The sequence below is a fragment of the Cellulomonas soli genome, assembly GCF_013409305.1.
GTDB classification, from domain to species: Bacteria; Actinomycetota; Actinomycetes; order Actinomycetales; family Cellulomonadaceae; genus Cellulomonas; species Cellulomonas soli.
The window spans coordinates 3,726,008-3,740,287 of the sequence record NZ_JACBZJ010000001.1 but is presented as its reverse complement, the minus strand read 5'-3'; the positions used below and the strand labels follow the sequence as shown (position 1 = coordinate 3,740,287).

Annotated in this window: 14 protein-coding genes; 7 read left to right on the top strand and 7 right to left on the bottom strand. The window is 72.9% G+C overall.

Features of this window, described 5'->3' with window-relative positions; all coding sequences use genetic code 11:
* Window positions 1-10 precede the first annotated feature (10 nt).
* The 6 genes from BKA22_RS17050 (at window position 11) to BKA22_RS17025 (ending at window position 3,532) form a co-directional block, all read left to right on the top strand.
* On the top strand, window positions 11-655 hold the full coding sequence (locus BKA22_RS17050) for an MBL fold metallo-hydrolase (protein ID WP_146951916.1): 645 nt from the start codon (window positions 11-13) through the stop codon (window positions 653-655).
* 68 nt (window positions 656-723) lie between these two features.
* Window positions 724-894, top strand: a complete 171-nt coding sequence (locus tag BKA22_RS17045) for a hypothetical protein (RefSeq protein ID WP_179561838.1) — start codon at window positions 724-726, stop codon at window positions 892-894.
* Between the two features lie 35 nt (window positions 895-929).
* Complete coding sequence (locus tag BKA22_RS17040; protein WP_146951915.1) at window positions 930-1,418, top strand: GNAT family N-acetyltransferase; 489 nt, start codon at window positions 930-932, stop codon at window positions 1,416-1,418.
* Between the two features lie 109 nt (window positions 1,419-1,527).
* Complete coding sequence (locus tag BKA22_RS17035) at window positions 1,528-2,004, top strand: MarR family winged helix-turn-helix transcriptional regulator (protein ID WP_179561837.1); 477 nt, start codon at window positions 1,528-1,530, stop codon at window positions 2,002-2,004.
* A gap of 423 nt (window positions 2,005-2,427) precedes the next feature.
* Window positions 2,428-2,898: a heme-degrading domain-containing protein gene (locus tag BKA22_RS17030; protein ID WP_146951913.1), complete on the top strand. Its 471-nt coding sequence runs from the start codon at window positions 2,428-2,430 to the stop codon at window positions 2,896-2,898.
* Between the two features lie 133 nt (window positions 2,899-3,031).
* Entirely contained in the window at window positions 3,032-3,532 is a 501-nt protein-coding gene (locus tag BKA22_RS17025; RefSeq protein WP_146951912.1) for a hypothetical protein, read from the top strand.
* A gap of 22 nt (window positions 3,533-3,554) precedes the next feature.
* Here the strand turns inward: BKA22_RS17025 and BKA22_RS17020 are convergent, their stop codons facing one another.
* Window positions 3,555-4,496 carry an aldo/keto reductase gene (locus tag BKA22_RS17020; protein WP_146952036.1) on the bottom strand — a complete coding sequence of 314 codons (942 nt, stop codon included), beginning with the start codon at window positions 4,494-4,496 and terminating at the stop codon, window positions 3,555-3,557.
* Between the two features lie 205 nt (window positions 4,497-4,701).
* Here BKA22_RS17020 and BKA22_RS17015 point away from each other — a divergent pair, with 205 nt between their 5' ends.
* The gene (locus BKA22_RS17015; RefSeq protein ID WP_146951911.1) at window positions 4,702-5,046 is read left to right on the top strand and encodes an RNA polymerase-binding protein RbpA; all 345 of its coding nucleotides are present in this window, start codon (window positions 4,702-4,704) and stop codon (window positions 5,044-5,046) included.
* Between the two features lie 40 nt (window positions 5,047-5,086).
* On the opposite strand, the gene BKA22_RS17010 is transcribed toward BKA22_RS17015, so the two are convergent.
* The 6 genes from BKA22_RS17010 to tatC form a co-directional block, all read right to left on the bottom strand.
* Window positions 5,087-5,875 (bottom strand): polyprenol monophosphomannose synthase, encoded by a 789-nt coding sequence (locus BKA22_RS17010; protein ID WP_146951910.1) that lies wholly within the window; start codon window positions 5,873-5,875, stop codon window positions 5,087-5,089.
* Complete coding sequence (gene lnt, locus BKA22_RS17005) at window positions 5,872-7,446, bottom strand: apolipoprotein N-acyltransferase (RefSeq protein WP_146951909.1); 1,575 nt, start codon at window positions 7,444-7,446, stop codon at window positions 5,872-5,874. The genes BKA22_RS17010 and lnt overlap by 4 nt, the downstream gene beginning before the upstream one ends.
* A gap of 400 nt (window positions 7,447-7,846) precedes the next feature.
* Window positions 7,847-9,499 carry an amidohydrolase gene (locus BKA22_RS17000; RefSeq protein ID WP_146951908.1) on the bottom strand — a complete coding sequence of 551 codons (1,653 nt, stop codon included), beginning with the start codon at window positions 9,497-9,499 and terminating at the stop codon, window positions 7,847-7,849.
* Window positions 9,500-9,574: 75 nt separating this feature from the next.
* On the bottom strand, window positions 9,575-12,463 hold the full coding sequence (locus tag BKA22_RS16995) for a DEAD/DEAH box helicase (protein WP_146951907.1): 2,889 nt from the start codon (window positions 12,461-12,463) through the stop codon (window positions 9,575-9,577).
* Between the two features lie 71 nt (window positions 12,464-12,534).
* Window positions 12,535-13,449, bottom strand: coding sequence for a diacylglycerol/lipid kinase family protein (locus tag BKA22_RS16990; protein WP_146951906.1), 915 nt, complete (start codon window positions 13,447-13,449; stop codon window positions 12,535-12,537).
* Window positions 13,446-14,252 carry a twin-arginine translocase subunit TatC gene (gene tatC / locus BKA22_RS16985; protein WP_146952035.1) on the bottom strand — a complete coding sequence of 269 codons (807 nt, stop codon included), beginning with the start codon at window positions 14,250-14,252 and terminating at the stop codon, window positions 13,446-13,448. The genes BKA22_RS16990 and tatC overlap by 4 nt, the downstream gene beginning before the upstream one ends.
* Window positions 14,253-14,280 lie beyond the last annotated feature (28 nt).

Sequence of the window (14,280 nt, the reverse complement as noted above, 5' to 3'; positions counted from 1 at the left end):
TGCTGGGCGCATGACGACCCTGACCCTGTGGGGCCACTCCTGCGTCCGTTTCGACGGCGAGGCCGGCGCCCTGGTGATCGACCCGGGCGTGTACTCCGACCTCGAGCACGCGCTCGACGGTGCCCACGGGGTGCTCGTGACGCACGAGCACCCCGATCACCTCGCGGTGGACGCGCTCGCTCCGCGGATCGGTGCGGCGCTGCCGCTGTGGGGGACGGCCGGGGCCGTGGACGCACTCGTGGCGGCCGGGGCTGATCCGGAGCACGTGCACGTCGTCCACGCGGGCGACGAGCTCGACGTGGCGGGCCTTCACGTGCAGGTGACGGGGGAGTGGCACGCCCTCATCCACCGTGACGTGCCGCTCGTGCACAACGTGGGCTACCTCGTCGAGGGTCGAGCCCTGCACCCGGGCGACGCGTTCGTCGTGCCCGACGGCATCGACGTCGACGTGCTGCTCACCCCCGTGGCCGGGCCCTGGCTCCGACTGGCCGATGCGGTGGACTTCGTCCGGGCGGTCGCGCCGCGCCGGCTGGTGCCCGTGCACGACGCGATGCTCAGCGAGATCGGCCGCGGCGCCACCGACGGGTTCCTCGCCCGCCTGGCCGGTCAGCCCGTCCGCCTCGACGTGGGCGAGAGCCTCACGCTCGCCGACTGACGTGACGGGCCCGGGGGTCGTACGGTGTTCGCGACAGCAGGCCACGGCTGACCGGGAGGACGAGGACCATGAGCGTTCCGGCTGACCACGAGGTACCCGTCCTCGAGTACGACGAGACCATCCCGCCGCGTCCGGAGGAGGAGGTCGCCGACGTCGCGCGGTCGACGCCGGACCGCGCGGGGCACGGGGGAGAGCCGTCCCCGGCTCCGGCCGTCGACACGTCGGCTCCCGACGCCTGACGGGTTCCAGCCGCCGTGTGAGGCATGCTGGGCGCGTGGCGCAGATCCGGAGGGCCGACGAGGGCGACTGGCTCCTCGTCCAGCAGGTGCGTCTGCGTTCGCTCCGTGAGGACGGCGACACGCTCGGGCCGTCGCTGGCCCGCGAGGAGATGTTCAAGGAAGCGCACTGGCGCATGCGCGTGCGGTCGAGCCCGACGTGGCTGGCCCTCGACGACGACGGCGCGGTGCGCGGCTGCGTGACGATGATCGTCGAGCCCGGCTCACCGGAGGACGACCGGCACGTCGTCTCGCTGTGGGTCGCCCCGGAGGTCCGTCGCCGAGGCCTCGGCTGGGCGCTGGTCGACACCGTGCGACTCGCCGCGATCGAGGACGGGGCCCGCACCGTCTCCCTGTGGGTCGAGGACGACAACCACGCAGCCGTGGACCTGTCGATCCGGGCCGGGTTCACCCGCACGAACGAGCGGCACGCGTTGACCCGCGACCCGTCTCGGACCGAGGAGCGCTACGTCCTCAGGCTCGGCTGAGACCCACGTGTCCGGCCGGCGGGGGATATGCGCCACAATGGGTTTTGTGACCGAATCATTGGGGGAGCGAAAGATCTCCTCACCAGGAAGTGCGTCCACGAAGGCACCGGTGGGCACGGCACTCAGCCAGCTGATCGGTCCGCTGCGCCGAGGCATCCACCGCGTCAGCCGTGCAGACGACGTCAGCGCACGGGTCACCGGATCGCAGGTTGCCGAACGGCACGTCACCGAGCCGCAGATCGAGGTGCTGCGCCTGCTGGCCAGCGGGGGTGCGGCGTGGTCGACCGGGACGCTCGCGGTGCGCCTGGACCTGGCCCCGTCGACGCTGAGCAACCTGCTCAAGGCGATGGAGCGCGGCGGGCTCATCACACGGACCCGCGTGGTCGACGACCAGCGGCGCGTCGACGTCGCGGTCCAGGAGAGCGGACTGGAGGCACTGCGCCGGCACGACGCGCACGTGGCGCACGTGCTCGACGGCTACCTGGCCGGGTTGTCCGAGCACGACCGCGACGCGCTGGAACGGGCGCTGCCCGCGTTGGCCCGGCTGACGGACGCTCTCGGTGGCGCATCCGCGGGGAGCAGGTGACGTGCTCACGATCCTGATGGCGCACCCCGGGCTGGCTCCGGGGAGTGGCAGCCTGCTCTGAGGGGCCCGCTCTGATCGTCGTAATGACATAATATGCATTATCGGCGTATCGCCGAACGGTGTGACGGACCCCTTCTAGGCCCGGAAGTGCCACCCGGTCCGGACCCTCTCTTCGGAAGGTTCTGTCTGAGAATCGACATGCTGTGCCGGGACGGCTCGGGCGACGACGGACGCGCCCGCGCATGAGTCGCCCTCATGCGCGTTGCGTGGGCGAGTGAACGCACGAGTTCCGCATGAGTGCACTGCATGGGCCGCACCGGCACGGCGATCGAGCCGGCTCCTGTGCCGGTCGCCGCGCCCGCCGCTCTTCCCGCCACAAGCCCGCCACGTGCCCGCCACGGACGGCCGTGCCACGATGCACTCATGAGCACCGCGCATCTGGCCGAGCAGATCGCCCATGTCGAGCAGCAGGAGCACGACCTGCTCTTCCGGCGGTTCACGCACGACGACGCCTGGCAGCTGGGGTGCATGCTCGTCGAGCTCGCCACCGAGCGCGCGCTGCCCGTGACGATCGACGTGCGACGCGGCCGCCAGCAGGTCTTCCACGCGGCGCGCCCCGGCACGGTCCCGGACAACGACCGCTGGATCGAGCGCAAGGTGCGCGTGGTCGAGAGGTTCGACGCCTCGTCGTACCTGGTCGGGCTGCGCCTGCACCACGCCGGCACCAGCCTGAAGAAGTTCGGCCTGCCCGCACAGGAGTACGCGGCGGCCGGCGGAGCCTTCCCGGTGCGCATCGAGGATGCCGGGCTCGTCGGCGTCGTCACGGTCTCGGGACTCTCTCAGGCCGACGACCACGCGCTCGTCGTCGAGGCGATCCGAGCCTTCCTGGCCTGACTCCCCCAGGCACGAACGACTGTCCGTTCGCACGCCTGTTCGAACCGCCCACAGCGCCCGGCATCGACGGGCTGCCGCACCGCTGCAGCTCTGTGCCGGTTCCCCTGGTGGCGCGACGGGTCACCGTCGTGCCATGAACAACGACTCGACGGCCGACCGCACGTGGGCCTCTCCCCTGCCGGCCACACCACCTGTCGGGACCTCGCCGCTGGTGGACGGCCGTGACCACCCGCTCTCGCCCGCGCCGACGGAGCCGTTCCGCACGCCCGAGGAGCTGCTCGCGGTGATGCTCGAGCTCGTCGGCCCCGAACGGACCGGACCTGCCGCCCTGTGGGTGCTGTTCCTCGACCGGGACCGGCGGATGCTGCCCGCCGTGCTTCCCATCAGCGATCTGCCACCGAGTCCGCACCCGGGGCTGGTCAACGCTCTCGTGCAGGTCATGGCCTCGGTCATCGATCGTGAGGCCCCCGGTGGCGGCGTCGCGTTCGGCCTCGTGCGTGCCGCGGGCGGCGACCGGGGTGCGCACGAGGCCGCCTGGTCGCACGCGTTGCGCACCGCGGCCGACGACGCCGACGTGCCGGTCCTCCTGGTCGCGGCGATCGGCCGGGATCGGGCGCGTGTGCTGGAGTGGTGAGCCTCGGGCGCGTGAGCCCGCCTCAGGCCTCGGTGAGCTCGTCGATCGCTGCGAGCTGGTCGAGCGTCGGCTCCCACGCCACGGAGGCGACGTTCGCACGGACCTGCGTCGGCGTGCGCGCACCGGAGATGACCGAGGCGACGGCAGGCTGCGCGGCCAGCGCCCCGAGTGCGAGGGTCGGGAGGTCCACACCCCACTCGGCGGCCAGCGCGGACAGCCCCTCGATCCGGTCGAAGTCCGCGTGCTGCAGGCGCAGCGGCATCCGGGTCAGCCGCGACCCCATGGGTGCGGCCTCGCCGCGGCGGTACTTGCCCGTGAGCAGCCCGGACGCGAGCGGCACGTACGGGAGCAGACCCACCCCGACGTGCTCGAGCGCGGGCACGAGCTCGGCCTCCGCCTCCCGAGCCAGCAGGTTGTACCGGTTCTGGGCCGAGACGAACGGGGTCAGTCCGGCGGTCCGGGCAGTCCAGTCGGCGTCCACGACCTGCCAGCCGGAGAAGTTCGACGAACCGAGGTAGCGCACCTTGCCCTCGACAACGAGCTCGTGCAGTGCCCCGAGCGTCTCGTCGAGCGGCGTCACCGGATCAGGGGCGTGCATCTGGTAGAGGTCGACATGATCGGTGCGCAGTCGACGAAGGGAACCCTCCACCGCGCGACGGATGTACCTGCGGGAACCGCGCACGCCCCAGTCGGGTCCGTTGAGCCCTGCGACGTCCATGCCGAACTTGGTCGCCACGACCACGTCGTCGCGACGTCCGGCGAGCGCCTGGCCCAGCAGCTCCTCGCTCTGACCGGGCGCTCCCCCGTACACGTCGGCCGTGTCGAAGAACGTCACCCCGGCCTCGAGCGCGGCGTGCACGATGTCAGCCACCCCGTCGGGCTCGAGGGTTGCTCCGAACGTGTTGCAGCCCAGGCCGGCCACGGAGACCGTCAGCCCGCTGTCACCGAGCTGGCGGAAGGACATCTCGGGCGAATCCGGGCCCTGGCTCGGCATCGAGGTCGTCACCGTGCCACCCTAGCCACGTCGTGCACCCGTTCTGGTCGGCACGCGCGCGCCGCGTTCACGAGACCTTCACGGACGGCTGGAACACTCGACGGGTGTCCGCCGTTGGAACCGGTGGCAGTTTCTTCATCTTCAACGGCCGTAGATACGGCACGGAGGTCCCCTCATGGCGAACCGGTCCCTGCGCGGCATGCGCATCGGGTCCCACAGCATGGAGACGGAGGACGGCGTCGACTTCGCCCCCCGTCTCCAGGCGCACTACGACTGCCCGAACGGGCACACGATCATCCTGCCGTTCTCGGTCGAGGCCGACGTCCCGGTCGTGTGGGAGTGCCGCTGCGGCGTCGAGGCGCTGCTGCGTGACGCCTCACGCCCCGAGGTCAAGGCGGGCAAGCCGCCCCGCACGCACTGGGACATGCTGCTCGAGCGCCGCACCGTCGGCGAGCTGCAGGAGCTGCTCGACGAGCGGCTCGGCCTGCTCCGCGCGGGCAAGCTGCGTCGCAGCGCCTGAGGCGCGCTGTCGGCCTCCGTGCCGGCAGGCGGCCTCGACGTCACGCGTCGCGCGCAGCCTCTCGCCCACCCCGGAACGCTCCCGCCACACGGCGGGAGCGTTCCTGCATCCCCCACCAGGTGACGCGGACCAGCGCCTCCCCCACGATGTGCCGGCTCATCTTCGAGCTTCCCCGTTCGCGCTCCACGAACGTGATGGGCACCTCGACCACGCGTCCACCGGCACGCACCGCACGCCAGGCCATGTCGATCTGGAAGCAGTAGCCCTGCGACGCGACACCCTCCATCGCGATGGTGCGCAGCAGCCCGGCCCGGTACGCCCTGAACCCGCCGGTGGCGTCCTTCAACGGGATGCCCAGCGCGAGCCGCGTGTAGAGGTTCGCACCCCTCGACAAGAAGAGCCGGTTGGCGGGCCAGTTGACGACCGTGCCTCCCGGCACCCATCGCGACCCGAGCACGAGGTCGGCGTCGACGAGAGCGGCGAGCAGCCTCGGCAGATCCTGCGCACGGTGCGACCCGTCCGCGTCCATCTCCACCACGACGTCGTACCCGCGTTCGAGCGCCCACGCGAAGCCGGCCATGTAGGCCGTGCCGAGACCGAGCTTGCCGCTGCGGTGCATGACGTGGATCGCCCACCGTCCACGGACCGCCTCGTCCGCCTGCGCGAGCTGCTCGACCAGGGCACCGGTGCCGTCCGGTGAGCCGTCGTCGACCACGAGGACGTCCGCGTCGGGCACGTGCTCACGCAGGCGTTCGAGGGCGACGGGGATGCTCTCGCGCTCGTCGTAGGTCGGCACGACCACGAGGACGCGGTCGGTGGTCTGGCTCATGCACCCTCGTTCCGGTCGGCGTCGCGCTGCGCGCGGCGGATGCGGCGCGCCCCGGCGATCCCGGCGAGCACGACGCACACCGCGAGAGCATCGGCGATCCATGCGGGCCACGCCCCTAGCCTGGTGGCCAGGGTCTGCGACTCGCGCAGCGGCAGCGTAGCGACGAGCTGTTCGGCGGTGAAGAGACCGGAGTCCTTCACGATGGCGCCGTTGGGCGCTATGACGGCGCTGACGCCGACGGTCGAGATCTGCACGGTCGCCCGTCCGTGCTCGACCGCCCGCAGCCGGGACATGGCCAGCTGCTGGGTCGACTCGTCGGTGTAGCCGAACGAGGCGTTGTTGGTCTGCACCACGAGGATCTCGGCCCCGGCACGCACGGACTCGCGCACGAGGCCGTCGTAGGCGACCTCGAAGCAGATCACGTCTCCGATGCCGACGGTCCGCCCCAGGCGCGCGGAGTCGAGCGGGACGTACCCGACCTTCGTCCCCGCGACCATGTCGGTCGTGACCAGGTCGACGGCCTTGGAGAACGGCCGGACCCAGGAGCGGATGGGGATGTACTCGGCGAAGGGTGCCGGGTGCTGCTTGCTGTAGCTCGCGACGACGCCGACCCCGGGCTCCCAGAGCACGGCGGTGTTGTAGCGCCCACCGGCCTGCGGGTACTGGATGGTCCCCACGAGCATCGGCGCCTGCACGGCCTGCGCGGCGCCGTCGATGAGGGCGGCTGCCTCTGCGTCGACCTGCGGGTCGACGTCGGTTCCGTTCTCGGGCCAGAGCACGACGTCGAGCTCGCCCGGGTCGACCTGGTCCAAGAGCGCCATCGTGCCGGCGACGTGGTTGTCCAGCACCTGACGGCGCTGGGCGAAGGCGTCCAGACCGGGCGTGGGCACGTTGCCCTGCACGGCACCGACCTTGAGGGTGCCGTCCTGCGCCTGCGTGTCCAGCGGGATGAGGAGCGCGACGACGAACACGGCCGCGACGACAGCGAGGGGGACGGCGAGCCGGACGAGCGCGAGCCGCCGTGCCGCCATCCACGCGAAGGCGAGCAGCACGCCGATTCCTGCGACGACCGCGCCGACCAGCGGCGTCCCGCCCCACGAGGCCAGTGCGACGAGCGGAGAGTCCGCCTGCGAGAAGGCGAGCCGGCCCCAGGGGAAGCCGCCGAACGGCTGGGCGGAGCGCAGCTCCTCGACGCCGACCCACAGCACGACGAAGACGAGCAGCTGCAGGGGTCGGCTGCGCCACACCGCGTTGCCGCGCCGCGCCCACGCCCACGCCGCTCCGAAGAGCGCGACGAAGCCGGCCTCGAGGACGCTCAGCGCCCACCACGGGACGAGGCCCACGGCCTCCCCCGCCCAGGTGATGAGGGGGACGAAGAAGGCGAGCCCCCAGACGAAGCCGACGAGGGCGTTCCAGCGCGCGCTGTCACGCAGCAGGGCCAGGAAGAGCAGGGCCATGCCGATCGGGGCCAGGGCGGACCACCCAGGGTCCGGGAAGGCGATCCGTGTCAGCAGGCCGCCGACGGCCGCGAGGACGATCACCCACCAGCGGGACGGTTCGGGGGCGGGCACCCCCGCAGAGTACGTCAGCAAACCAGGTGGTCGAGGAGGAGCCCGACCGACCGGCCCGCGTGAACTTCGTACCGAGCGGTGCGCTGCGCGCACCCCCGTTGTCTGTTGAACACGCGGGCCCGGCCGGAGCCGTCGTGCCCCCTCGCGAACCGGGTCCCTGCGCCGCGCGGGGCGCCTCTCAGGGCGCCGTGCACGACTGGACCGCAGGTGCCCGCAAGGGCGGAACACGTGCCGAACCTACCGGTTCGTTGGGCACTGTCAAGCCCACTCCCGCCGCCTCGTCGACCGTCTTCCCAGGCCACGTCGGCGATGTCCGGCTTGTCCCGAATCGGCGATTCTCGGCGCGCCGTCCGGCGTGTCGCGACACGCTTGCCGACACGCCGGGTTCAGCGTCGAACGCTCACCCGAGCGCGTCGAACAGGACGACACCGTCCCTGACGGTCCTCACGCACACCGGCTCCGGGCTGTCCGGGCCGAGCTCGGGCAGCAAGGGCGTGCCCGCGCGGGCGTCCGTGCTCCACGAGGACGTGCGCGCGTCGGCCGCCTGCACCACGAGGTGCTCCGCCTGCCAGATCGCCAGGTGCGCAGGCGCGCCGATCCGCAGCTCACCGGCACCGGTGTGGTCCAGACCCGCCGCCCGCCAGCCACCGCGCGTCGCCGCACGGAAGGCCGCCCGAGCGGAGATGCGCTGGTCCGCCTCGTGGTGCCGGACCGCGGCCCGGACCCCCGCCCACGGGTCGAGCGCGGTCACGGGCGTGTCGGACCCGAACGCCAACGGGACGCCGGCCGCCGCGAGGTCCGCGATCGGGTTGAGGACCGCAGCCCGCCCCGCGCCCAGCCGGGTCGCGTAGAGGCCGCCCGGCCCGCCCCACGAGGCGTCGAACGCCGGCTGCACGCTCAGCCGGATCCCGAGCAGCAGGAGCCGGGCCAGAGCCGGGGCGTCGATCATCTCCGCGTGCTCGAGCCTGTGACCCGCGCGCGCGATCGCCTCGACCCCCTCGACGTCGGAGGCCGCACCCAGCCCGATCAGCAGCTCGTCCATGGCACGGTCGCCGATGACGTGGAACCCGCCGTGCACACCCGCGCGGGTCACGGCCGTCACGTGGTTGCAGATCTGCTCGGCCGTCAGGTACAGCACACCGTCCGACGGCGAGGCTCCCGCCGGTGCATCGGCGTACGGGTGACGCAGGGCGGCGGTGCGCGAGCCGATCGACCCGTCGATGTTCAGGTCGCCCCCGATCCCGGTCAGTCCAGGGATCGCGGCGAGCAGCGCCCGGGCGTCGTCGACCGTCACGCACAGCTCGCCGCGGTAGCCCACCACGTGCGCAAGGCCGTCAGCAGCACGCTCGGTCATCGCGAGGAGCTCGACGAGCCCCTCGCGCGTGTCGATGAACGGCGCGCTCTGCTCGTGCACCGAGACGACCCCGTGCGCGGCCGCATGCTGCAGGGCACGGCGGTACAGCGCGGTGCGCCGTCCCGGTGCCACCTGGCGCGCCGCCTCACGTGCGGCGTGGTGCGCCTCGCGCTCGACGCGACCGTCCTCGGTCCAGCCCGGCAGGCCCAGGAGTCCGGCGCTGTCGGCGAGCGAGGTCGAGACCACCGCGCTGTGCACGTCGACGCGCGCGAGGTAGACCGGAGCCCCACCGGCCGCACGGTCGATCTCCTCGCGTGTCGGTGCACGACCCTCGGGCCAGGCCTGCTCGTCCCAGCCGAAGCCGAGCAGCGGCTCATCGTCACGGCGGTCGGTGCGCAGCTGCGCCGCCCGGTGCACGGCCTCGAGGGCGTCGGCCAACGAGCGGACGCCGCCCGCCGCGGTCAGGTCGACGCTCTCGAGCGCCAGACCCGTCTCCAGGACGTGCACGTGGGCGTCGACGAAACCGGGGGCCACGAGCGCGCCGTCGAGATCGACGACCTCGTCCGCCCGCGAGACCAGACCGTCCGCCGTGTCGTCGGCCCCGAGCCAGGCGATCGTGCCGTCCTCGACGAGGATCGCCTCCGCGAACGGATCGGCAGGCGAGTGGATGACACCGTGGCGGTACAGGGTCGCGGTCACATCCGACCACGATAGGCCAGAGGCCCGCCGACCTGCGGGCAAGGGCCGACGACGCGCGGCAGTCCCGGCGGACGATCACACCGAGGAGTAGGCGACCACTCCCCTGCGCAACGCGTCCACGGCCTTGCTCGCGGTCGTGCGCACCCGTTCGGTCGGCGCCGCCTTGGACAGCTGGTCGAGCACGTCGATGACCTGCTTGCACCACCGCACGAAGTCGCCTGCGGCCAGCTCGCTGCCGCGCAGCACCGCGTCGAGGCTGCGCCCGGCCGCCCACCGGTGGATCGACTCGACGAGCCCGAGGTCGAGCGGCACCGTCGTCGACAGGCCGTGCGCCTGCTCGAGGTCGTCCAGCTCGGACCACGCGCGCACCGTCTCGTCGAGCGCGCGCCCGAGCCTGCCCTGAGGCCCGCCGGGCACGTGCGGCTCGCCGTGCTCGTCGCGGCGCGACTGGTACACGACGCTCGAGACCGCCGCGGCCAGGGCCGGGGCGTCCAGCTCGTCCCACAGCCCCCGGCGCAGGCACTCGGCGAGCAGGAGGTCGTTCTCCGCGTACAGCCGGCGCAACCACTGACCGGCGTCGGAGACCCGCAGCGCGGGCACCGGCGTACCGGCCGTCTCCAGGTACCCGAGCTCGGCCAGCACGTCGCAGATCCGGTCGAACACGGCGGCGATCGACCCCGTGCGCCCGGCGATGCGCGCGACCAGTGCGTCGTGCTCGGCCTTGAGGCGGCGCCAACGGTCCGCCCAGCGAGCGTGGTCCTCGCGGTCGGGGCACGCGTGGCAGGGGTGCGCGCGCATCTGCCGGCGCAGCGCCGCGACCTGGGCGTCGTCGGGCACGGCCGCCGACGCTCCCCGGGCTCGCCCGCGTCCGCCGCCCTTGCCGGCAGGCCGGTCGGCCCGAGGGGACGCCGCGACGTCGCCGCGCTCCACAGCCGCCCGCAGCGCCGCCGCGAGGTCTCGGCGCGCGGCCGGGACCCTGCCGCTGAACCCTGCGGGGACCCGCAACGAGCCGACGGTGCGCGCGCCCGTTCCGACGTCGGCCACCGTCAGCCGCCGCACCTGCCGGTCGACGCCGAGAACGGTGGGTCGGGGGCCGTCGAACCCGGGCTTCCCACCCGGGTCGATGACGACCACGTGCGCCGATCGCCTGCCGGTCGGCACCTCCAGCACGTCGCCGACGCGCAGGCCCTCCAGGCTGCGGGCGACATCGGCGCGGCGAGCCGACGCGGCGGCACGCGACTGCTCGCGCTCTGTGTCGGAGATCTGCCGACGAAGCCTCGCGTACTCGGTGAAGTCGCCCAGGTGGCAGGTCATCGCACGCGCGTAGCCCTCGAGCGCCTCGGTGTGCGCCTGCGCCTGCCGTGCCAGCCCGACGACCCCGCGATCGGCCTGGAACTGCGCGAAGGACGTCTCGAGCACCTCCCTCGAGCGCTCGCGGCCGACCTGCGCGACGAGGTTGACCGCCATGTTGTAGGTCGGCCGGAAGCTCGAGCGCAGCGGGTACAGGCGCTTGGACGCCAGGCCGGCAAGAGCGACCGGGTCGAGCCCCTGGTGGTCCACGACGACCGCATGCCCCTCGGTGTCGATGCCGCGGCGGCCGGCGCGGCCCGTGAGCTGGGTGTACTCCCCCGGCGTGATCTCGACGTGGTTCGACCCGTCCCACTTGACGAGCTTCTCCAGGACGACCGACCGGGCCGGCATGTTGATGCCCAGGGCCAAGGTCTCGGTGGCGAACACGACCTTGACCAGGCCGCGGGAGAACAGGTCCTCGACCGTCTCCTTGAACAGCGGAAGCATCCCGGCGTGGTGCGCGGCGACACCGCGCGAGAGCGCCTCGGCGAACTGCCAGTAGCCGAGCACGTCGAGGTCCTCGGGCGGCACGGACGCGCACCGCTCCTCGACGACCTGCCGGATCTGCGCCTGCTCGGCCGGCGTCGTGAGCCGTACGCCGGCCGCCAGGCACTGCTGCACGGCGCCCTCACAACCCGCGCGGGAGAAGATGAAGACGATCGCCGGCAGCAGCCCGTCCGCGTCCAGCGCGTCGACGACGGCGAACCGCGCGGTCGGCCGGCCTCCCCCGCGTCGACCACCCGCGCCCGTGCCACCGCCCCGGTGGCCGCGGTCGCCCGGACCGCGTCGACCACGGGACGGCGGGCCCTCGGCGCGCTCGCGGCGGCGCAGCAGGTGCAGGAGCTCGGGGTTGATGGGCGGGTCGACACCCGGGTCGGTCGGGTCGACGTGACCGGCATAGAGGTCGGCGAGCTCGCCCCGCGCGAACACGTGCTGCCCGAGAGGCACGGGGCGGTGCTCGCTGACGACCACCTCCGTGTCGCCGCGGACGGTCGCGAGCCAGTCGCCGAACTCCTCGGCGTTGGACACGGTGGCGGACAGCGAGACCAGCTGCACGTCGTCGGGCAGGTGGATGATCACCTCCTCCCAGACCGGACCGCGGAACCGGTCGGCGAGGTAGTGCACCTCGTCCATCACGACGAAGCCGAGACCCGAGAGCGTCGACGAACCCGCGTACAGCATGTTGCGCAGGACCTCGGTGGTCATCACGACGACCGGGGCCTCGCCGTTGACCGTGGTGTCGCCGGTGAGCAGGCCGACCCGCTCGGGGCCGTAGCGGCGCACGAGGTCGCCGTACTTCTGGTTCGAGAGCGCCTTGATCGGTGTCGTGTAGAAGGCCTTGCGGCCCGTCTCGAGCGCGAGGTGGACGGCGAACTCGCCGACGACGGTCTTGCCCGCACCGGTCGGGGCTGCGACGAGCACCCCGCTGCCGCGCTCCAGGGCGGTGCACGCCTCGAGCTGGAAGTCGTCGAGCGGGAACGCCAGCATCGCGCGGAAGCCGTCGAGCCTGGCACCCGCCGCACGACGACGCGAGGCCGCGTACCGCTCAGCTGGCGAGGGCTCTGCGGGTGAGGGCTCGTCGGACGGGCGGCTGGTCGAGGTGCGCGGTGCCACACGCACACCCTAGGTCGCGACCGTGAGCTCCCCGCTGTCCGCCGTGCTCGGGCGCCGGTGTCGGCCGGGTCTCAGGCGAGCACGGCCAGCGCGCCGGGGACGACCTGGGCACGCAGCGGCACCGGGCCGATGTGCTCCCCGTCGGCGAACGCCGGTGGCGGGGTCGCACCGAGCGCGTCGACGGGTTCGATGAGGATCGACCGGGTCCGGAACACGTCGACGGCGGGATGCCGCACGTGCTTGCCGCGGTAGATGCTCGGGAAGATGCGGACCGCCCCGGACCGCGTGAACGGTCCCGCCACCACCACGTCGAGCAGGCCGTCGTCGAGGACGGCGTCCGGTGCGATGTGCAGGCCGCCGCCGATCCACGGTGCGTTCGCGACGGCGACGAGCGTGCCGGCCGACTCCCACACCATGTCGTCCAGGGTCAGCCGGTACCCGTACGGGCGGAACCCGCCGAGCTCGGCGGCCACCGCGCGCACGTACCTGGCCGATCCCGACGGCCAGCGCAGCGTGTTCGCCCGGGCGTTGACCGCAGCGTCGAGCCCGCACGAGAGCACGCCGACGTACCACTCGTGGGCACCGTGGTCCGGTGTGCCGACACGGACCGCGTCGACGTGCCGGGGCCCGGCCGCCAGGCCCGCGTCGATGCGTGCCACGGCGGCCCGCACGTCCGAGCGTGGGAGGCCCAGCGCCCGGGCGATGTCGTTGCCCGTCCCCGCGGGCACGATCCCCAGCGGCAGCTCGGTCCCGACCGCCACGTTCGCCCCGAGGTGCACCATGCCGTCGCCGCCGACGACGACGAGCGCGTCGAGCCCGTGCACGGCGGCGGCCCTCGCGCGCTCCGACGCCAGGGCGATGGTGGGGGCCGACAGGTCCTCGACCCTGTGCCCCTCGGCCTCGAGCAGTGCCCGCACCTGGCGTCCGACGGCCGTGCCACGCCCCTGGCCTGCGGTCGGGTTGACCACGAGACCCAGGTGACTCACGCGCGGTCCTCGGTCTGGTCGGCCTTGTCGGTCCCCGCGTCGACCTCGGTTCCGTCGAGCCGTGGCAGCCCCGCGGCCACGCGGCGGGCGTCGACCCGTCGGTCGTGCACGAACGAGAGACCGAGAGCGACGAAGTACAGCACGCAGATCGGCAGGGCCAGCACGATCATCGTGATGGCGTCCGGCGTGGGGGTCATGACCGCGGAGAACACGAAGGCGAGCAGCACGGCCCACCGCCAGCCGCGGGCCCACGTCCGGGCACGGACCAGCCCGGCCAGGTTGAGCGCGACCATGATGACCGGCAGCAGGAAGGCCAGACCGAACGCCAGGATCATCCGCATGACGAAGCTGAGGTACGTCTGCGCATCGATGAGGTTGGTCGCACCCTCCGGCGTGAACTCCGTGAGGATGGCCACCGCGTTCGGCAGCACCCACCACGCCATCCCCGCGCCGGCGAGGAACAGCGGCACGGCCGCACCGATGAACCCGAAGGCGTAGGCCCGCTCCTTGCGAGTGAGCCCCGGGGTGATGAAGGCCCACAGGTGGTAGAGCCACCACGGGCTCGAGATGATCACGCCGAGGAAGAACGACACCTTGAGGCGCATGTCGAACGACGTCGCGACCCCGGCGAAGTTGAGCGCGATCAGGCCGTCCCGATCGTCCGAGACGACCATGAGAGGGCGCTGGAGCGCAGCGAAGACCGGGTCGTAGACGAACCAGCCCACGACGGCCCCGACGGCGATGCCGAGCGCGGCGAGGAAGACCCGTCGCCGCAGCTCGACGAGGTGCGCGCGCAGCGGCATCCGACCACCGGGATCACCCCCGCGGCGC

Coding starts and splice junctions, on each gene's coding strand:
- BKA22_RS17050 (WP_146951916.1), top strand. CDS start 11: ATGACGACCCTGACCCTGTGGGGCCACTCCTGCGTCCGTTTCGACGGC.
- BKA22_RS17020 (WP_146952036.1), bottom strand. CDS start 4,496: ATGTCCTTCCGCCAGCTCGGTGACAGCGGGCTGACGGTCTCCGTGGCC.
- BKA22_RS17045 (WP_179561838.1), top strand. CDS start 724: ATGAGCGTTCCGGCTGACCACGAGGTACCCGTCCTCGAGTACGACGAG.
- BKA22_RS17030 (WP_146951913.1), top strand. CDS start 2,428: ATGAGCACCGCGCATCTGGCCGAGCAGATCGCCCATGTCGAGCAGCAG.
- tatC (WP_146952035.1), bottom strand. CDS start 14,252: ATGCCGCTGCGCGCGCACCTCGTCGAGCTGCGGCGACGGGTCTTCCTC.
- BKA22_RS17025 (WP_146951912.1), top strand. CDS start 3,032: ATGAACAACGACTCGACGGCCGACCGCACGTGGGCCTCTCCCCTGCCG.
- BKA22_RS17010 (WP_146951910.1), bottom strand. CDS start 5,875: ATGAGCCAGACCACCGACCGCGTCCTCGTGGTCGTGCCGACCTACGAC.
- BKA22_RS17015 (WP_146951911.1), top strand. CDS start 4,702: ATGGCGAACCGGTCCCTGCGCGGCATGCGCATCGGGTCCCACAGCATG.